Origin of the sequence: Desulfotalea psychrophila LSv54 (genome assembly GCF_000025945.1) — a bacterium.
Taxonomy (GTDB): Bacteria; Desulfobacterota; Desulfobulbia; order Desulfobulbales; family Desulfocapsaceae; genus Desulfotalea; species Desulfotalea psychrophila.
In genome coordinates, this window is the sequence record NC_006138.1 from 2,503,447 (window position 1) to 2,523,064 (window position 19,618).

14 protein-coding genes are annotated in these 19,618 nt (G+C 45.4%); 4 read left to right on the plus strand and 10 right to left on the minus strand.

The window, feature by feature from the left end; translation table 11 throughout:
• The first annotated feature begins 92 nt into the window (after positions 1-92).
• Entirely contained in the window at positions 93-1,778 is a 1,686-nt protein-coding gene (ettA, locus tag DP_RS11160; protein ID WP_011189426.1) for an energy-dependent translational throttle protein EttA, read from the plus strand.
• A 64-nt stretch (positions 1,779-1,842) separates the two neighbouring features.
• On the opposite strand, the gene DP_RS11165 is transcribed toward ettA, so the two are convergent.
• The 7 genes from DP_RS11165 to DP_RS11195 form a co-directional block, all read right to left on the minus strand.
• Positions 1,843-3,051, minus strand: coding sequence for an L-serine ammonia-lyase (locus tag DP_RS11165; protein ID WP_011189427.1), 1,209 nt, complete (start codon positions 3,049-3,051; stop codon positions 1,843-1,845).
• A 160-nt stretch (positions 3,052-3,211) separates the two neighbouring features.
• Positions 3,212-3,868, minus strand: a complete 657-nt coding sequence (locus DP_RS11170) for an L-threonylcarbamoyladenylate synthase (protein ID WP_011189428.1) — start codon at positions 3,866-3,868, stop codon at positions 3,212-3,214.
• Positions 3,840-5,612 carry a phosphoribosylamine--glycine ligase gene (gene purD / locus DP_RS11175; RefSeq protein ID WP_011189429.1) on the minus strand — a complete coding sequence of 591 codons (1,773 nt, stop codon included), beginning with the start codon at positions 5,610-5,612 and terminating at the stop codon, positions 3,840-3,842. The genes DP_RS11170 and purD overlap by 29 nt, the downstream gene beginning before the upstream one ends.
• Before the next feature lie 84 nt (positions 5,613-5,696).
• Positions 5,697-6,182 carry a transcription elongation factor GreA gene (greA, locus tag DP_RS11180; protein ID WP_011189430.1) on the minus strand — a complete coding sequence of 162 codons (486 nt, stop codon included), beginning with the start codon at positions 6,180-6,182 and terminating at the stop codon, positions 5,697-5,699.
• A gap of 112 nt (positions 6,183-6,294) precedes the next feature.
• Entirely contained in the window at positions 6,295-10,134 is a 3,840-nt protein-coding gene (locus DP_RS11185) for a tetratricopeptide repeat protein (RefSeq protein WP_011189431.1), read from the minus strand.
• A gap of 142 nt (positions 10,135-10,276) precedes the next feature.
• Positions 10,277-11,464 (minus strand): DegT/DnrJ/EryC1/StrS family aminotransferase, encoded by a 1,188-nt coding sequence (locus DP_RS11190; protein WP_011189432.1) that lies wholly within the window; start codon positions 11,462-11,464, stop codon positions 10,277-10,279.
• A gap of 51 nt (positions 11,465-11,515) precedes the next feature.
• Complete coding sequence (locus tag DP_RS11195; RefSeq protein ID WP_011189433.1) at positions 11,516-12,514, minus strand: sigma-70 family RNA polymerase sigma factor; 999 nt, start codon at positions 12,512-12,514, stop codon at positions 11,516-11,518.
• 306 nt (positions 12,515-12,820) lie between these two features.
• Here DP_RS11195 and lepA point away from each other — a divergent pair, with 306 nt between their 5' ends.
• Positions 12,821-14,614 carry a translation elongation factor 4 gene (lepA, locus tag DP_RS11200; RefSeq protein ID WP_011189434.1) on the plus strand — a complete coding sequence of 598 codons (1,794 nt, stop codon included), beginning with the start codon at positions 12,821-12,823 and terminating at the stop codon, positions 14,612-14,614.
• A 70-nt stretch (positions 14,615-14,684) separates the two neighbouring features.
• On the opposite strand, the gene DP_RS11205 is transcribed toward lepA, so the two are convergent.
• Positions 14,685-15,827: an ABC transporter substrate-binding protein gene (locus DP_RS11205; RefSeq protein ID WP_011189435.1), complete on the minus strand. Its 1,143-nt coding sequence runs from the start codon at positions 15,825-15,827 to the stop codon at positions 14,685-14,687.
• A gap of 305 nt (positions 15,828-16,132) precedes the next feature.
• On the opposite strand from DP_RS11205, the gene DP_RS11210 reads away from it, so the two are divergent.
• Positions 16,133-16,735 carry a lysophospholipid acyltransferase family protein gene (locus DP_RS11210; RefSeq protein ID WP_011189436.1) on the plus strand — a complete coding sequence of 201 codons (603 nt, stop codon included), beginning with the start codon at positions 16,133-16,135 and terminating at the stop codon, positions 16,733-16,735.
• On the opposite strand, the gene DP_RS11215 is transcribed toward DP_RS11210, so the two are convergent.
• Both DP_RS11215 and DP_RS11220 read right to left on the minus strand, forming a co-directional pair.
• Positions 16,732-17,631 (minus strand): DMT family transporter, encoded by a 900-nt coding sequence (locus DP_RS11215; RefSeq protein ID WP_011189437.1) that lies wholly within the window; start codon positions 17,629-17,631, stop codon positions 16,732-16,734. The two genes, DP_RS11210 and DP_RS11215, sit on opposite strands and share 4 nt — an antisense overlap.
• A 42-nt stretch (positions 17,632-17,673) precedes the next feature.
• Positions 17,674-18,342, minus strand: coding sequence for a Crp/Fnr family transcriptional regulator (locus DP_RS11220; RefSeq protein ID WP_011189438.1), 669 nt, complete (start codon positions 18,340-18,342; stop codon positions 17,674-17,676).
• A 148-nt stretch (positions 18,343-18,490) separates the two neighbouring features.
• Here DP_RS11220 and dinB point away from each other — a divergent pair, with 148 nt between their 5' ends.
• Positions 18,491-19,615 (plus strand): DNA polymerase IV, encoded by a 1,125-nt coding sequence (gene dinB / locus DP_RS11225; RefSeq protein ID WP_228130141.1) that lies wholly within the window; start codon positions 18,491-18,493, stop codon positions 19,613-19,615.
• Positions 19,616-19,618: the final 3 nt, after the last annotated feature.

Genomic DNA, 19,618 nt, shown 5'->3' on the forward strand with positions numbered 1-19,618 from the left:
AGAATAGTGTTCCATATCTATGAAGAAGCAATGTGTTCATAATTTTATTCAAAAATATCTTACAGGTGTAAGATTAGATTTAGAGGATATGCATGAGTACCGATGACAAAAAAATCATCTATTCGATGATGAAGGTAAGTAAGTACTATGATGACAAACCTATTATAAAGGACATCTCCCTCTCCTACTACTACGGCGCCAAAATTGGCGTACTGGGGCTCAACGGTTCGGGTAAGAGTACCCTGCTTAAGATACTTGCCGGAGTTGACACAGAGTATAATGGTGAGACCACCCTCTCTGCAGGTCTTACCGTCGACTATCTCCCTCAGGAACCGGATCTTGATCCTGAAAAGACCGTACGGCAAATTGTAGAAGAGGGGGTTCAGGGAACCGTTGATCTTCTTGCTGAGTTTAATGAGATTAATGAAAAGTTTGCAGAACCCATGACCGATGACGAGATGCAAGACCTCATCGATCGCCAGGCAAAGGTTCAGGAAAAGCTCGACCATCTTGAAGCTTGGGACCTGGATAGCCGACTTGATATGGCCATGGAGGCTCTCCGCTGCCCTCCAGCAGATCACACCTGTGGAATTTTATCCGGTGGTGAGCAGAGAAGGGTTGCCCTCTGCCGTATCCTTCTTAAAAAGCCGGATATTCTTCTTCTGGATGAGCCAACAAACCATCTTGATGCTGAGTCTGTTGCCTGGCTTGAACACCACCTGCAAACCTATGCAGGAACCGTTATTGCCGTAACCCATGATAGATACTTCCTTGATAACGTCGCCGGCTGGATTCTTGAGCTTGATCGTGGTATCGGTATCCCCTGGAAGGGCAACTACTCCTCTTGGCTTGATCAGAAGCAGAAGAGACTTGCCCAAGAAGAGAAGAAGGAGAGTGAACGTCAACGTACCCTTAAGCGTGAGCTTGAATGGGTAAAAATGTCCCCTAAGGGACGGCGAAGCAAATCAAAGGCGCGTATCAGTTCCTACGAAAACCTTCTCTCCCAGGATACCGAGAAGAGAGCCAAGGAACTGGAGATCTTTATCCCCAGTGGTCCGCGTCTTGGTAAGGTTGTTATCGAGGCCAAGGATATTTGCAAGGGATTTGGTGATCGTCTTTTGGTTGAAAATATGAATTTCAGCCTTCCACCGGGTGGTATTGTAGGTATTATCGGACCAAACGGTGCCGGCAAGAGTACCCTCTTTAAGATGATTACCGGTGAAGAGGAGCCTAATAGCGGTTCTATCCGCATAGGTGAGACGGCAAAGATTGCCTACTCCGAGCAGGCCCGAGGGAAAAATCTTGATCCAGAAAGCACCATCTGGGAGGCCATCTCCGAGGGACAGGAGACCATCTGGCTGGGAACCAAAGAGGTGAATAGTCGCGCCTATGTCGGCAAGTTCAACTTTTCAGGAACAGAGCAACAGAAAAAGGTAGGCCTGCTCTCCGGTGGTCAACGTAATAGGGTCCATCTGGCCCGAACCCTCAAGGAGGGTGGTAACGTTCTCCTTCTTGATGAGCCCACCAATGATCTTGATGTAAATACCCTGCGTGCCCTTGAAGAGGCCTTGGAAAATTTTGGCGGATGCGCCGTAGTAATCAGCCATGATCGTTGGTTTCTCGATCGCATTGCCACTCATATCCTTGCCTTTGAGGGTGACTCTCAGGTGGTTTGGTTTGAAGGTAACTACTCTGATTACGAGAAAGACAAGAAGGCACGACTTGGTACAGCGGCAGATCAGCCCCACCGTATCAAATATCGCCAGCTAACAAGATAGCAGGCGTAAACTGAAAATAACCATGGCCCCGTTCGGGGCCATGGTTATTTTCATCCGGCCCAACCTACTTATGCGTCTCAAAATATGAGGTGGCAAGACCACCAAGTGAGGTCTCACGATAGAGGGAAAGCATATCGTGACCAGTTTTTTGCATGGTCTTCACAACCTTATCAAAGGAAACTAAATGACTGCCATCGGAGAGTAGGGAATACTCTGCACAGGCAACGGCCTTTACTGCCGCAAAGGCATTGCGTTCAATACAGGGCACCTGAACAAGTCCTAAAATAGGATCACAGGTAAGGCCAAGATGGTGCTCCAGTGCCATTTCCGCAGCATATTCAATCTGTCTTGGTGAACCACCCATGAGTTGAGCAACAGCACCTGCAGCCATGGCACAGGCCGTACCCACCTCACCCTGACACCCTACCTCAGCACCGGATATAGAGGCATTTTCTTTAACCAAATTGCCAATAATACCAGCGGTAGCCATCGCATTTAAAATACTTCTCATACTATGGCCCTTTTCAAAAAAGTAATAGTAAAGAACACTTGGCAGGATACCGCAGGAACCACAGGTGGGAGCAGTAACCACAAAACCACCATCAGCATTTTCTTCAGCTACGGCTAGGGCATAACCGGAGAGGAGACCGGTACGTCCCTCGGTATCCTTTAACCTCCTGGCCTGAACCATAAAATCTCTGGCCTTTCTGCTTAATTTTAAACCTCCCTGCAACACCCCCTCTCTCTTTAAACCGGCGTCGATGCTCTCCTGCATCTTCATCCAGATATCAGCGAGGTAGCCTTCGACAAAGCCCTTTTCCTCTGTCTCTTCCACCAATTGCCAAATTGGTCTGCCTGAAAAGCTTGCCCACTCAAGAACATCTGCCATGGATTTTTGACTATAGATATGAGGCTGCTCACTAGCTCCTGCTCCCTCATCGCGCAACTCTCCGCCACCAATGCTAAAGGTGGTCCACTCATCTATTACCTGGCCTGCACCATCAAGGGCCTCCAGTTTCATGCCATTGGGATGAAAGGATAACTCTTTATCAATCCAAACAATTTCACAGGGGATTGGGGCAAGGGCCGTAATGATGGCCTTATCAGTAAGATGGCCCTTACCCGTTAGGCTGAGACTGCCATAGAGGCTTACCCGATAAGATACTGCATCTTTGCTCTTGGCTTTAAACAGCCGAGCTGCATTGTTAGGCCCAATGGTATGACTCGATGAAGGCCCCATGCCATAGCGATAGAGATATTGTAATGATTGCATATTTAAAATCCTTTATGTAAAAAAAGAACCAATGATATTTGACAGAGGGGTGGAGGATAAGTAAATCAAGCTTCCCCCTTCCTCTAAGAAAACGACCACAGATGGCCTTGTCACTATTTTTATCCACTCAACCAATTCCTGCAGATACAAGGCGGCGCCCTCAACACCCTATATCAAGCTCTCGAGCTATTGTCTTAAGAGACAACTCTCCCTCACGAATGACAATAAGACCCTCTTTTTTAACGGCGAGTATAGTTGAAAAACCATTAAGGCCTCTCTGCCCATCATCAATAATATAATCAACGAGATCACCGAACATATGTAAACAATCCTGAGCGGTTAATGCGGGTTTTTTCTGAGAGAAATTTGCACTGGTAGCGGTGAGTGGAATACCTGCACTTTCAACAAAAAACTGGGCCACGGGATGAGGAGAACGTCTAATGGCAATGGTCTTACTACCACCGGTGAGAATTGCTGGAATCGTCTCCTTTGCCTGAAAAATAAGGGTCAGAGGGCCGGGCCAAAAGCGTGCGATAAGGGGCTTATATAGAGGAGGAATGGCACATACACAGTCCAACAGCTGTGCATGGTTTGCCACAAGTAGGAGGAGGGGCTTTGACCTGTGGCGTCCCTTCAAGGAGTAAAGGCGCTCTATGGCCTCGACGTTATATGGATCAACGGCAAGACCATAGCTTGTCTCGGTGGGAAAGGCAACAATGCCACCCCTTCTTATGACATCCACAGCCTGAAGAATACTACTCTTCAGGCTGTGGGATAGCGGGTGAAACCTACTGAATTCGTTTTGCTTTTTCCTCAACTTCCCTCACCATGTTTTCCCGGAAATTGACAAGTTCTTTGGCAAGAGTATGATCGTTCAGGGCCAAAATTCGTAGGGCTAATACTGCCGCATTTTTTGCTCCTGATTTTCCTATACCCATGGTTGCAACGGGAATACCAGGAGGCATCTGTACCGTCGCCAGCAGTGCATCCATTCCCTGCAGGGATGAGGCGTCAAGAGGAACGCCAATTACAGGCAGATCGGTATGAGATGCTAAAACTCCTGCAAGGTGAGCCGCCATGCCTGCTCCGGCAATAATCATTTTCAACCCACGTGCCGACGCAGTTTTGGCATATTCAGCTGCTCTCTCCGGAGTTCTATGCGCCGAGGCAACGGTCATTTCATAGGGAATGCCAACACTCTGTAAAAAATCACTGGCTGCCCTCATGGTTGGCAGATCCGAATCACTGCCCATGACAATACCGACAAGAGGCTTACTCGGCTTCGCCAGCTTTTTAGCCAGGGCCTTGCCACCTATATCTTTTCGATAAAAGCACTTATTCCAAGTAATACAGTCTGTTGCCTTATATGCCCTCTCCAGTGCCTGCTCAAGAGTTTTACCAATGGAGGTAATACCTAATACTCGACCACCATTGCTAACAATAGCTTCACCCTCCTTCGCAGTTCCTGCATGGAACACTTCGACTCCATCCACCTTATCGGCTTGCTCAAAACCGGTAATAATATCACCACTGGCATATGCTCCGGGGTAACCACCGGAGGACATAACCACACAAACCGTGGGGCGTGGATCAATCTTCATCTCGACCCGATCAAGGGTACCATCTATGCATGCTTCAAAGATATCAATAATATCACTTTTAAGACGCATGAGAAGAGGCTGGGCCTCCGGATCACCAAATCGACAGTTAAACTCAAGCACCTTAATATCATCGCCATCGATCATCAGGCCAGCATAGAGCATACCCTTATAGGGACGTCCCTCAGCGGCAAGTCCCTTAATCGTTGGTAGCATAACCTCTGTCATCACATATTCTGTAATTTCATCGGTCACTATTGGTGCCGGTGAATAGGCACCCATTCCGCCTGTATTGGGCCCCTTATCCCCGTCATATGCGGCCTTGTGATCCTGAGAGGTAGGCAAGGGAAGAATTGTTTTCCCATCGGTAAAGGCGATAAAGGATGCCTCTTCACCCAAGAGACAACTCTCCACGACAATACTATCACCAGCCTCACCAAAGGCCTTATCAAGCATAATTTCATCGACGGCTTTTTTGGCTTCCTCGATGGTCTTAGCAACCACAACACCCTTACCTGCGGCAAGCCCATCTGCCTTTACTACAATGGGTGCACCCTGTTGCTCGATGTACTCTTTTGCCGCCTCTCGCTCGGTAAAGACACCAAAGGCTGCAGTCGGGATAGAATATTTTTGCAAAAAGTTTTTGGTAAAAACCTTACTTCCCTCAAGGATTGCGGCAGCCTGGCTGGGACCAAATATACGCAGGCCATTTTCTTCAAAAAGATCCACGATACCAGCAACCAAAGATGATTCTGGCCCTACAACGGTAAGATCAATTTTCTCTTTCTGGGCAAAATGAAGCAAACCCTTTATATCGGTCGCTGAAATATTGACGCAGGTAGCAAGTTCTTCAATCCCTGCATTGCCAGGCGCACAAAAAACTTCCTCAACCTTCTGACTTTGCTTTATTTTCCACACAAGGGCATGCTCACGCCCACCAGAACCCACAACAAGAACCTTCATACAAAAATCTCCACCTAAGGATTCAGAAAACAAACAAAACTTAAACCATCCACAGCCACGGACAGGCGATTAGACCATATCTCATTAAGCGAAATCACCGGTTTTAATTTCAACTACTTCAAACTCTCTGGTACCACCGGGGGTCTTCGTTACAACCTCGTCGCCCTCTTCCTTACTCAGCATACTACGACCGATGGGAGAAAGTACAGAAATAGAGCCAGCCTTCACCTCCGACTCTTCAGGGCCTAACAACTGATAGGTGACTTCCTCATCGGTATCAAGATCGAGCAAGACAACAACGGTACCGAAAACCACTCGCTTACAGGAAACCTGCAGACAATCGATTACTTCAGCGCGACCGAGCTTATCTTTGAGATCCATGATGCGTGCTTCAATCATGCCCTGACGTTCTTTTGCTGCATGGTATTCAGCATTTTCCTTGAGATCGCCGTGCTCACGTGCCACCTCTATCGCCTTGACAACATCGAGACGTTCTACCCGCGTAAGACGCAAGAGTTCTTCTTTAAGCTTCTTATTTCCCCGTACAGACATAGGGATACGATCGATCATTACCTGCCTCCATAAAAAAAAATTCCTGTTAGAATGTGTTTATTACACACTCCACACAGGAAGAGAGTTTAATACAAAACTCAGTTGTTTAAAATAAAATTATTACATAGCTCTACCAACGATAACTAATACCTATTCGAGCTTGACTCTCATTATAATCATCGCTTCGTGTATATAGAAGAGTACCATTTAATAGAAAATGTTGATTCATTTCAAGGAAAATATCAAATTTTCCCGTATAAGTAATATTTTGATCGTCTTCAAAACCCACGGCACCACCAAGGGAATAAAAACTTTCTAACTCATCCTCCTCCCCGGAGTTGTTAAACTGATGCTGAAAATAAAGAGACAATTTATGTTCTCTATAGTCCTCTGGACTCCAATAGGGGAGCTCAGGATTTACCTCATCTCCTGCAAAATATAAAAAGTCATATTGAAAATTTAACTGGGTTGTATCTCCGAATATATTATAAAAAAACCAGGGATGAAATTTTGTTTGCTTATTACCATCGGTCAAAAAACTCTGGGTATAGTCGAGGCCAAGGTCAAAACCCACCGGTGTTTCCAGAACAATCCCTGCGCCAATATCATCGGCAAAGATCTCGCCATCAACTGCAACGATGGTATCATCAACCCGTCTTCGTCTGATCTCAACATAGGAGCGGAGTTGATCTAAAAGGCGATAGTTCAACTGAGCCAAACCCGAAATCTCCACCCTACCATCACTGTTCAGATGTTCACCGCCAAGCCTGATAGCCAGGGAGATATCATCTGTAAAATCAATACCGGCACCAGCACCAAGGTACTGGCCAAAACTATCCTGATCAGCACCATTATAATCCGTAGCCCGATAATCAAAATAGAACTCTTGCTGAGGCGTTGGCAACAGACTTGCTCGCAGGCTAGAGACATATTTTCTCATATTAATAGCGCCTTCTCGTCCTTGACGATTATCCATCCCTGTTTCCAGACGAAGCTGTGGGCGTCGTTGCTCTCTGTTTAGGGCAATAGATTCATCCAGATCAGGAAGAGTTCGACCTGCCTCCTGGACAGACTGATAAATCTGGGCCTCCTTATTATACTGGCCAAGACGCTTATATATAGGGGCAAGATCAATTATCGCCTCTGAACTTGCCTCTTCACTAAAGAGCTTTCTATAGTTTCTCTCGGCAAGGAGTAATTTCTTTTGATGGGCCGCGTTACGAGCTTCGTACTCCCTGCTGATTAATCTATGCCACCTGTAGGTAGGATAAAGGCGAACAATCAGATCTGCCTCTGGGGTTCCCAAATGGGCAATCAGATAATCTGGAGACATGGACTGTTCAAATATATTATTTTCTTGATAAAATAGTTGAACAATACCCTGCCAGTAGGTATCCGAATCTTTCTCTGTTGAACCAAGACTCTTCAACTCGCTCAAATTAAAGAATAGCTGGTCTATCAATTCTTTATAGAGGGAAAGAGATATTTCTTTGCTTCCACTCAGCCATAATGCCCGCGCTATCCGCAAGGATTTTTGGGTAGTGGGGGAAGAGTTCACTGAAAGTTGTATTTTTTGGGCAAAGTCTGTAACAGTTTCGACACCCAACAGTTGCCTTATCTCCTCTTTGCTCCGGCCAAGGCGTCCGGTAACATCAGCTAAACGTCCACGATAAAATTCTTCATCGGGAAATTCCTTTAACAGCAACAGGTACTGCTGTGATGCTTCTTTAAATTTGCCAAGGGCAAAGAGACAATCGCCAAGAGATTTTTTAATAAAAACTCTGTCATCAAGCTTGCTATCCAGCAGTTTAAAATACCTGAGAGATATTTCGTAATTTCGATCTCGATATGCTTGCTCAGCAAGCGCAAAGAGCGATGAAATGGATGCGCTTTTGAACTTATCGTCCGCCGGTTCCTGAAGCCTTGAAATAATTTCGGAGGAAAGTTCCTCCTTGGAAAAAAATTCCAGACACTGTTCATCCTTCCCCTGCCCTAACCAAGTTATACACAGGGAATTTTTCAGGCGTTTCTTTAAACTTGCAAAGGGAGAAGCAGACTTTGTCTTTTCCAAAAAGTGAAGCCTGTTACTTAAGACAAGCTCAGCAATATCATAACGTCCCTCTGCCCAAAGTATCTGAACCCGCAGAAGCGCCAGTTCTGTTTCTATCAGTTGAAGATTTACACTTTCTAACTGATCAGCCTGAACTGTTAAGTAGCTGAGCCATTTTCTGGCATTGTCAAAATGAGAGAGTTGCAAATCTAACTTAACCAGAGCCTTTATGGCAGCAAGGGGAAAGACGGATCGGCCTAATTGTTGGCGTAAGATTCGTTCGGAATCAAAGACAAATCCCTCCTGACGTAATATTTCCGCTCGACAGAGCTGAACCCTGTCGTCAAGATCTGAGCTGACCAAGCTATCTGCCCTCTTCAGGAGGTCTTCTGTCCGAGAGAAGAGACCACTGCTTGCATAAATTCGAGCAACAGTTAAGAGAAGAGATATATCCGAGTAGATCAATTCTCGAGCCTCAGTAACGGCAAGAATATGAGTAATATCATCCAGCCTGCCAAATTTCTCCGCACCCTTCAGTAAAACAGTAAGGGAGGCTCTCTCAGGTGTCTCTAAAAAGAAAAGGGAATAAGAAGAGAGATATGCCTCAAACTTGAGTGCCATATTCTGTTCCATTTCTCTCCGAAACAGATAATAGGCCTGATCTCTAGCCTTTACCGGGACAAAATCCATATAGATTAAACTCTTCTTGTCTTCACCAAGAGCAGAGTAGATACGAGCTATAGCAATGATATTGCTATCATTTTTTGGTCTACCAAGGCTGGCAAGAAGTTTTAACGCCTTTTTCTTTTCTCCACCCTGCCCAAGCTGGTTAGCCATCTTTATGTAAATTTTTTCAGGAGAAGAGGTCAGGGCAGAGAGATCCTCCCTGAGCTGCTCACCCCCAACACCTCTTGCTATAAATTCCCGGGCAAGAAGGCCTTGCAGGCGGGCCACCTGGCCTTGAATTTCTTGATCTTTAGGATATTTTTGTAAATATTTTTCGTAGTAGGCAAGAGCCTTATCGGGTCTCTTCAGAGTGTTTTCGTATATTCTGGCAACAGAGAGCCAATGCTGAACGTCACGTCCCTCTGTCAGCTTACGAAGATGGGGCAAGGCTCTCTTTCCGTCACCTGCATTCAGGTAAACATCGGCAAGTTCCCTGTGCACCTCCAAATCGTAGGGGTATATCTGCAGGTAATACTCCTGCAGGGCATGAGAAAAGGAGTGATAATTTTCATCTTTTATAAAAACAGCACTTGCCTGTAGAGCAAACCTTGCAGGTAAGCCTTTTTGTTCCATAAGAATATTAAAATATTTTTCTGCCTCGGCAAACAACTCCCTATTAAGACAAATTTGGGCAAGAGTTTTCACTGTCTCTAAGTCATCAGGGCTTCTTGCAAAAACTTGACGTAATAAAGAGAGAGCGGCATCGACCTTGCCCTCCTGCAAAAAAATCTCGGCCATTTTTTTTGCCGCAAGTAACCCTGGTTTAGTAAGAGGAACCTTGGCAAAGACCTTTTGAAAAAGCTGAATTGCCTCTCCATATTTTTTTTGTTTTAAGGCAAGACGACCGGCAAAAAGCTGATATTCCGGACTCTGACTATCCACCTCCAGAAGAGTAGAGAGAAGGGTAGCACTTCCGGAGAAATCATCTTGAGCAAAGAGCAGTTGACAGTATTCCCAACGAATTACCGTAGCACTAGGACGTTGCTCCATCAGTCCCCTATAAACCTCATTTGCCTTTTTGTAATTTCCGTCCCTAACCAGCGTGCGAGCCCTATTCCAATCCTCCTTCCAGGCAGGGGGGGCGGGCAAAACAATAACAATATCATGTTCAGGCACAATGGGAGTCGCAAAAAGAGAGGTTGCGGAAAGAAAAATTGTAAGAACAGTAAATATATAAATAAATCGTGTACTCACAATAATTTTTCAAAGGGGGAAAATTTACGGTTGTACTTTCCCGAGCCAAGGGGCAAAGTTACGGCCCAGAAAAGTGTAATAACATAAGTATATTTCATACTTATGTTATTACACAAGGGTAGCTTGAAAAATATCTAAATATTTAGCAATCTTTGCTGTAAAACTCAGCTATTTTATCTACCACATACTGCTGCATGGGGGCAGTAAGTTCAGCATAAATTGGCAGGGCAATGGTTGTATCGGCGGCCTTTTCAGCCTCTGGATAGGAAAGGCCATGGCTATAGGCCCCCAAACACTCCTGCTTATGCAGAGGTACCGGATAATAGACTTCACAACCTACACCCTCCGCGAGCAAGAAGTCACGCAATTCATCGCGTTTCTCTACCCGTAAAATAAACTGGTTATAAATATGAAAACGACCGGCAATCTCTCCTTCAAACTCCTGATAAACCCGCTTGGGCAAGACCACCTTAGCCTCATCTAGCAATGAGGTGCGGGCAAACATCTCCGCATAACTATCGGCATTTTCGCGACGGCCATCATGCCAACTATTAAGATGAGGTAGCTTTACTCGCAGAGCGGTCGCCTGAATAGGATCAAGACGAAAATTACCGCCCACACTTGGATGATAATACTTAGGATTCATCCCATGATTACGCATCAAGGCAAGATGATCGGCAAATTTTTCGTCGGTAGTTACAACCATACCGCCATCGCCAATACCACCAAGGTTCTTACTGGGAAAAAAGGAAAAACAACCACATGTGCCTAGAGCACCAGCTTTCTTAACCTCTACACTGCCATCGGCATGAACAAGGGGATACTCTGCGCCAATGGCCTGAGCGGCATCTTCAACCACGGGAATATTGTACTGCTCGGCAAGCTTGTTGATGGCCTTCATATCAGCACACTGTCCATAGAGATGGACCGGAATGATGGCCTTAATCTTATGATCAACATCAGCCGCCAAGACCTCTGCCATCTTCTCCGGATCAATATTATAACTCTCTAAATCAATATCAGCAAAAACAGGTTTTGCCCCGACGCGTAAAATAACGCCCATGGTCGCGAAAAAAGAGTATGGGGTGGTAAGAACATAATCCCCCTGTCCTATTCCAAGACTCATCAAACTAACCAAAAGGGCATCGGTACCACTGCTTACCCCGACACCACGGGCAACGCCACTATACTCAGCAATTTCCTGTTCAAGACCTTCTACCTCCGGTCCTTGAATATAACGGGTAGAGCGAACAACATTTACCACCGCCTCAACCATCTCATCTTCAATCGTAGCCAATTGGGCTCGCAAATCAAGCAAAGGTACTTTCATGACATCCTATCATCTTTTAAATTTATATAATCAGGCGCAGAAGACACCGTACTATTTTGACTGAATAACAATCTTTTCACCATCAAAATAGTCAATAATATCTGGCATTTCTGCTTCGAAATACTTCTTCATCTTTTTTAATAGGTTCACTTCAATTTGACGAACCCTCTCACGAGAAATGCCAAATTTATCGGCAATATTTTGCAGGGTTAGAGGTTCATCGGTCAGCAGACGTTTCTCTAAAATCATCCGCTCTTTGTCGTTAAGGTTGACCTTGAGCACATCGATCAGCTCGGTAAGCTTAACCTTTATCTCCTTGCCAGCAACAACCGACTCAATGCCCGGGCCATTACTTGGCAGAAAACTCTTCTGCTCATCGTCTGAATCAGAGCGAACAGGACTCTCCAGAGAGACGTCCCAGTTATCCATTCTCTGTCCCATCTCAATGACCTCTTTTTCCCGAACGTTAAGACGCTCAGCCAGAAGCTTGGGTTTTGGATCAAAGCCTTGGGACTCCAGAAGTTTTTTTTCTTTATTAAGACTAAAAAACAACTTACGCTGAGCCTGGGTCGTACCAATTTTAACAAGACGCCAGTTATCCATAATAAACTTAAGGACATAGGCGCGAATCCAGTAGGCAGCGTAATAGGAAAACTTTACACCCCGATATGGATCAAACTTTTTTGTTGCCTGGACAAGGCCAACATTACCCTCTTGAATGAGATCCATAAAATTCTGCATCCAATATTTCTGAAAATCCATCGCCACCTTCACCACCAGACGCAGATTAGAAGAGACAAGGGTATAAGCAGCATCTTGGTCACCTGATTCTTTATACCTTGTCGCTAACGCATCGGTTTCTTCACGGGTCAGCAGCTCATATTGACTTATTTCCTGTAAATATCTGTGTAAGGCAGGATTGCTCACTGCCGGTAAATTTTCGTTATCAGAAATTGCCACCAGAGGGTTCTCAAAAGCTACCGGCACAGCTTTGTCTTCAGTCGGTAGCACTTCCAGTGGAGATGTTTCAGGTACACTTTTTTTTGCCATATTATTTCTTGCTCCACAAAGGAAACTATAAAAAAAGACTTGTAAAATACCGCACCATATGCAAAGTGCAATACAAATATGAGGAAAAGAGGTACTCTAATAAGAGTACCCTTACTCATTCACATTAAAGCCTTAACTCTTCAACCAATTATAAACAGTAGAATTCTACCCTTCAAGGTCACTTACTATTCTAACACAGCGCTCTGATCGGTAAAAATTCTATTTTATTATTGCTCTTTTTATGATAAAAATTGCCATTTCTAATCTAGCGTAATCACCTGAGAACAAAGTATACCCCATAATAATATGAAAAATATTCGCAATTTTAGCATTATTGCCCACATCGATCACGGCAAATCGACCCTAGCTGACCGTATGATCCAGGAATGTGGAGTAATAACCGCAAGGGATTTCCAAGACCAACTTCTCGATAATATGGATATTGAACGGGAACGAGGGATTACCATTAAGAGCCAAACTGTATGTTTACCATACACAGCAAAAGATGGGAAAGAATATATCCTCAATCTCGTTGACACACCGGGTCATGTAGATTTTAGCTACGAGGTGTCAAGAGCTCTTACCTCCTGCGAAGGTGCTCTGCTTATCGTTGATGCTGCGCAAGGTGTGGAAGCGCAGACACTGGCTAATCTCTACCTTGCCATGGAAAACGATCTGGAGATCATCCCCGTTATTAATAAGATTGATCTTCCCTCTGCAGAGCCAGAAAAAGTTGCCCTGCAGATAGAAGAGGATCTTGGCCTTGACGCCGATCTTATTCAACTCTGCTCTGCTAAAACCGGTGTCGGGGTTCACGAGATTCTGGATAGCATCGTAGAACATCTACCCGCACCTGAAGGTGATGCAAAGGCCCCCCTACAGGCCCTCATCTTTGATGCCAACTATGACCCATTTCGAGGTACCATCATCTCTGTTCGCCTCATCAACGGTACGGTGAAGGCAGGAGATATTATTAGGTTCATGTCCACTGGAATTGAGTACAAGGTAGAAGAGGTGGGACTCTTCAAGGTACAACGAGAGGCACGGAAAACACTTTCAGCAGGTGAGGTCGGCTATATTCTGGCTGGCATTAAAACTGTTCAGGATACCCGACCAGGAGAAACTATCACCCTCAAGGCCAATCCCTGCGAGGCCGCTCTGGCCGGTTTTCAGGAGGTCCAGCAGGTAGTTTTCTCCTCGATCTACCCGATCGACACCGACGATTACGAAGATCTTGTGGTGGCTCTGGAAAAGCTCAAGCTCAATGATGCCGCTCTTACCTTTGAGAAAGATTCTTCGGTAGCCCTTGGCTTTGGTTTTCGCTGTGGTTTTCTGGGACTTCTTCATCTGGAGGTTGTACAGGAACGGTTGGAACGAGAGTTTAATATTTCATTGATCCTTACCGTCCCTTCAGTAAAGTATATCTTCACCCTCTCCGATGGCACGACTAAAGAGGTGGATAATCCGGCCCACTTTCCCGACCCGACTCATATCGACGAGGTAAAAGAGCCCTTTATCAAGGCCAGCATTCTTATCCCGGAAAAGTATATGGGTGCGGTAATGAATCTCTGTATGGAAAGACGTGGTGAAAATACCACTTTTCACTATCCTACCCCGGGTCGTATTGAGTTTATATGTGAACTGCCATTGGCAGAGGTGATTTACGATTTTTACGATCGACTCAAGTCAGTAACCCAAGGGTATGGCTCCTTCGATTACGAGCTGATCGATTACCGTAAATCTGATCTGGTAAAACTCGATATTCTGGTAAACAGTGAACCTGTTGATGCCCTTTCCCAGCTGGTACATCGTGTCAATGCCAGAAAAAGGGGTCTTCATTCCTGCGAAATGCTTAAGGAAGAAATTCCACGACAGATGTTTAAAATTGCTATCCAGGCAGCCATTGGCGGTAATGTTGTGGCCAGAACAAATATCTCTGCCATGCGAAAAGATGTTACGGCCAAATGTTATGGTGGTGATATTTCACGAAAGAGAAAACTTCTTGAAAAACAGAAGGCGGGAAAGAAGCGGATGAAAACAGTGGGTAATGTTGATATTCCGCAAACAGCCTTTCTTGCAGTGCTTAAATCCGAGCAGTAGGAGATCTATAAGCGTTGCCCCACAGAGAGTACTGAGGGACAACGCTTTTTAAATTAATAGGTCAAGTTCTCTAGTTATAGGGGACAAACTTACCGTCTTCTACGGTGAGCATTGTAAAGGCCTCAATGCTTAAGCCGGAATGATCCTTCGCTGAAAAATTAAACTCGCCTGCAGTACCCATAAAGCCCCTGGTAGCCTCCAGAACGCCACGCACCTTTTCTCTATCAAGGCCGACCTGCTTAATGGCATTGGCCAGAAGTAAAAGTGCATCATAGGAATGTCCGCCAAAGGTGCTGACCTCCTCCCCATAGCTATTTTCATAATCATTTTTAAACTGGAGAAGAAAATCTTTATCTACTCCTGCGGGGAGTTGTTTGGCAATGATCAGGCGACTGGCAGGAAAAAGAACACCCTCAGCAGCTGCACCTGCTGCCTGCACATATTTAATATTGGCAAAGCCATGACTCTGAAAGATAGGTACATCCCAGCCAGCTTGTCTGATATTTTTCAGGACAATGGATTGGGCGGGGACAACGGACCAGTTCACAACAGCCTCTATCCCCGGTTGGGATTTTATCTTGGCCACAATGGCAGTAAGATCTGTAGCATTTTTATCATAAACCTCTGAGCTGACAACCTCTATGCCATATTTTTTTGCCCGCTTTAAAATTTGTCTCTTACCAGCCTTACCAAAGCCCGTATTACCACTGAGCAGGGCTATTTTTTTTATCCCTTTTTTCTGCATATAGATGAATATTTTTTCCACGGCAAGACCATCACTGGGGGCCGTTTTGAAAACATAGCTGGCCAGAGGGAAAACAATGCGGTCGGCTGAAGAACAGGAGAGCAGGAGTGTCTTTGACCTCTGACAAAGTTTTTTTATCTTCAGCGTTTCGCCACTTGTAGAGGGGCCTATAATAGCAAAAACCTCCTTCTCCTCAATCAGCTGCCGGGCAAAGGAGATGGCCTTTTCACTACTGCCACCGCTGTCGCGAACAATCAACTCTATCTTTTTACCCTGAATTCCGCCTGCTCTGTTTATTCGCTGGACAAGCATCTTGGCAGATTTTAATTCCGGTCCGCCTAGAAACGAGGCTGGTCCTGTTACCGCTAAAATAGCTCCCACCTTAATGTTTTCAGTAGCCCAGCTGGCCCCGGCGCTCATTAACAATAGTACTGCCACAGCAAATAAATGTATTATCTCTTTTTTCATAGCTCCTTTCCTAAAATGAATTTTCCAAGACACAGCCCTTAACATGCCCCCAGGGGCAAGAGGGCGATTAGTTAAACCAGAGAAGAGAAATACAAGATTTTATTCAGGCAAACAAGGATAAAACAAATCTAAAGAAAGAAGTTTGCCTCTCTTGATTAACAAAGATAGTCATCGACAGAGGGGTATAGAGGGTAAAAAAACAATCTCTTGCCAAAAGAGATCAGGCAGGTTTTTATAGGGATGCTTTCATCGCCTCAGGCTCTGAGTAACCTCAACATTCTTCTCTAAAATAAAGAAAAGCAGCTATGATTCAAAAAATTTCTCACTATATCCTCCGCCTAAATGGCTGGAAAATTATCCATACACCCATGCCGAAAAATAAATATCTTATTATCGGTGCCCCCCATACCAGTAACTGGGACTTTCCCCTTGCCCTCCTCTGTCTATCTGCACTTCACCTGCGTTTCTGGTGGGCGGCTAAGCACAGTCTTTTTCATTTCCCCCTTGGCTGGTTCTTTCGAAAAATGGGAGGAATAGCTGTCAACCGCCGGGTACGAAACGATTTTCTTCGCACAATAAAAAAAGAATATAATAAAAGAGAGGAGTTTATCCTGGCCATTGCCCCGGAGGGCACTCGCTCATTTACCAATCACTGGAAGTGTGGCTTTTACCAAATAGCAATCGAGGCAGAGGTGGATATTGCCCTCGCCTTTCTGGACTATTCAACAAAGACAATGGGCATAGGAAAAATTATCCAACCAAGCGGCAATATAGAAGAAGATTTTGAGAAAATTGCTGCCTTTTATCATGATATAAAGGGTAAGTACCCAGAAAAGCAGAGCACCATTGCCATTCGTGCAAACGAGCTCAAACACTTCAAACGAATGCAAGAAGGGCAAAAGAACTAGAGGGCCTCTATCTTGGCCTTTTGCGGTATTAGTAAAAAGAGGACTGCAAAAAAGATCAGCACTAAACCTACTCCAGAGAGCAGACAGAGTTTCTCGTCTAAGACAAAGACGGCAAGCAGACCTGCCGTCATGGGCTCGGTAAGGGCTAGGGTTACGGCGGTGGAAACGGGAACTACCTCTAAACCCTTGACAAAGAGTAGGTAGGCGAGGGCCATGGAAAACAAACCCAGGTGAAGGATCATGACAAAACCTGAGGGGGAGAAAAGCCAGGAAATATCGACATAGAAAAGAACTGGGGTAAGTAACACTGCACCCACACAAAAGAGCATTGCCGTCACCTCCTCTGCCTCCCTCTCCTGCAAAAGCGTCTTCATTATAAGGCTGGTGCCCGCGTAGGACAAACCAGCACAAAGGGCAAGCAGCACGCCCAGAAAGCTCCCCCATGAATCCGCCCCACCATTTTCAGCAAAGAGGAGCAGGGCGCAGCCACAGAGGGCCACTGTCGTTGACAGGTACCAGATGAGTCGGGGTTTTTGCCGGAAAAAAATTATTTCAAGAACACCGGCAAAAATAGGGGCTGAACCAATACCTACAATGGTACCCACAGCAACACCCGCCAAAGCCACCCCGGAAAAGAATGTTGCCTGATAGAGAGCCACTAGGGCACCACCCAAAAAAACCAGACCCCAAGGCCAGGAGAGGCTACGCAGGCCACCACGGCAATAACTCATGAGGGCAAGCGCAATGCCGGCAACTATCAACCTCAAGGCACCGACAGCCAGGGGATTGCTTGTACTTGGCCCAAGGGCCTGGGCGGTACCCGTTGTCCCCCAGAGCATACCGGCCAGGACAACATACAGGGCGCCAAAAGATATTTTTGTTGAACGTGTAGTCACAGTCTCTCCATTATTTGTAATAAAAATGATAACAGTGGTGGACTAATCTTCAACCTTTTCTTTTAATTTTCCTTTATCGACCACCTCTATCGCCCTACCATGAATGACGATAATCCCCTCGCTAGCAAATTGGCCAAAAATCCTCGACAGGGTTTCAGGAGCTGTCCCCAACAGGCTGGCCAACTGCCCCTTAGATATTTCCAAGCGGAGGGAAAGAGAATCCTGTTCCTCGGTTAACAAAAGTAAATATTTAGCAAGGCGGTGAGGTACCTCTTGAAGAGAGAGGGCCTCTACTTGTCGGGTGAATTTTCGTAATTTTGTGGCAAATATAGCAAGAAGGTTAAGCGCCAACTGAGAGTTCCTCTCTATAAGCGATACAAACTTTTCTCTTGGAAAGTAGAGCAGTTCCGTGTCAACAAGGCTCTCACCATTGGCTGGAAAAGGTTTACCCTGAAAGACAGCTGCCTCCCCAAAGGTCTCTAGATCTTTTAATATATGAAGAATTTGTTCCTTGCCACCCGCCGATATTTTATAGACTTTCACCCTGCCCGAAACGATAAGATAGAAGCCGTTGCCAGGATCCTGTTCAAAGAACAGGGACGTCCCCCGCTTCACTGAAATTTCCTTGGTAATTGTGGCAAGTTGAGCCAGTTGTTCGCCGGGGAGACCGGCAAAAAGTTCACAGTTGGCAAGTATACTTTCAATATTCATATTTTCTTAAAACCTCTTTTTTTACAATATGATAGCAAATCATCAATAAAGAAACAGCATAAATGATTCTTGAATTTTTTTAATAAGTATTTAAATTAGGTTCCCATTTAGGAGAGAGAATTACCTCAAACTTCAGGGCAAGATGTATATGCGCAAAATAATCCATATTGATATGGACGCCTTTTTTGCCTCAATAGAACAACGAGACAGGCCAGAATTGCGTAAAAAGCCCCTTATCGTTGGTGGCCTTCCCCGCGGACGAGGGGTGGTTGCGACATGTTGTTATGAGGCACGACGTTACGGCATCCACTCGGCCATGTCAGCAAATAGGGCATACAAACTTTGCCCCCACGCCGTTTTTGTTAAACCACGAATGGTGCTTTACAAGGAGGTGTCCCTGCAAATAATGGCTATATTCAGGGAGTATACCAAGAAGGTAGAGCCCCTTTCCCTTGATGAGGCCTTTTTAGATGTGACCGAATATCTCCAGATAAATGGTTCTGCCACCCTGCTTGCCCGGGAGATATGTGCCCTCATTAAGCTACGCACTGACCTTAGCGCATCCGCTGGAGTTTCTTATAACAAGTTCCTGGCAAAAATTGCCTCTGATTTAAAAAAACCAGGGGGAATAAGCACAGTCCCCCCCGAAGAGGCCCGCCAATTTATAGACAGACTCTCCATTGGTAAGTTTTATGGGGTGGGTAAAATCACAAAAAGCAAAATGCAAAGCCTCGGCATCCAAACAGGAAAAGATCTCCGCCAGTACAGTAAAGATTTCCTGATGAAGCGCTTTGGCAAGGCCGGATCATTTTTCTTCTACAACGCCAGGGGTTTAGACGAGCGCCCCGTATGCCCTTATCAAAACAGAAAATCAATAGGTAAGGAGACAACCCTTGTTCAAGATACAAACAGACCGGAAGAGATAAGAGATATCCTCATTAATTTAAGTTCTCTTCTAGGCAAGGCATTAGAGAATAATAGTCAACTGGCCCAAACCCTCACCCTGAAAATACGCTATAGCGACTTTACAACAACGACAAGATCTCTGAGCCTGCAAAAGCCATTTTCCTGCCCGGCAGATATAGAAGAGTGTTTGCCATCTCTTCTTACGAATTGCAACCTCACCCATAAACCAATCCGTCTTCTCGGAATTAGCCTGAGTAAACTCACATATATTGGGTCTGCCCCACGGCCAATCCCCCTACCTTTCCCCAAAGACAGAAGATCTAACTGTCTCAATAGGTTCTTCGCTATAAAAGAAGAGAGCCCTTAAGCA

Excerpts from the sequence above, each read along its gene's own strand:
- ettA (WP_011189426.1), top strand. The coding sequence starts at position 93 with ATGAGTACCGATGACAAAAAAATCATCTATTCGATGATGAAGGTAAGT.
- DP_RS11165 (WP_011189427.1), bottom strand. The coding sequence starts at position 3,051 with ATGCAATCATTACAATATCTCTATCGCTATGGCATGGGGCCTTCATCG.
- purD (WP_011189429.1), bottom strand. The coding sequence starts at position 5,612 with ATGAAGGTTCTTGTTGTGGGTTCTGGTGGGCGTGAGCATGCCCTTGTG.
- greA (WP_011189430.1), bottom strand. The coding sequence starts at position 6,182 with ATGATCGATCGTATCCCTATGTCTGTACGGGGAAATAAGAAGCTTAAA.
- DP_RS11190 (WP_011189432.1), bottom strand. The coding sequence starts at position 11,464 with ATGAAAGTACCTTTGCTTGATTTGCGAGCCCAATTGGCTACGATTGAA.
- DP_RS11195 (WP_011189433.1), bottom strand. The coding sequence starts at position 12,514 with ATGGCAAAAAAAAGTGTACCTGAAACATCTCCACTGGAAGTGCTACCG.
- lepA (WP_011189434.1), top strand. The coding sequence starts at position 12,821 with ATGAAAAATATTCGCAATTTTAGCATTATTGCCCACATCGATCACGGC.
- DP_RS11205 (WP_011189435.1), bottom strand. The coding sequence starts at position 15,827 with ATGAAAAAAGAGATAATACATTTATTTGCTGTGGCAGTACTATTGTTA.
- DP_RS11210 (WP_011189436.1), top strand. The coding sequence starts at position 16,133 with ATGATTCAAAAAATTTCTCACTATATCCTCCGCCTAAATGGCTGGAAA.
- DP_RS11220 (WP_011189438.1), bottom strand. The coding sequence starts at position 18,342 with ATGAATATTGAAAGTATACTTGCCAACTGTGAACTTTTTGCCGGTCTC.
- dinB (WP_228130141.1), top strand. The coding sequence starts at position 18,491 with ATGCGCAAAATAATCCATATTGATATGGACGCCTTTTTTGCCTCAATA.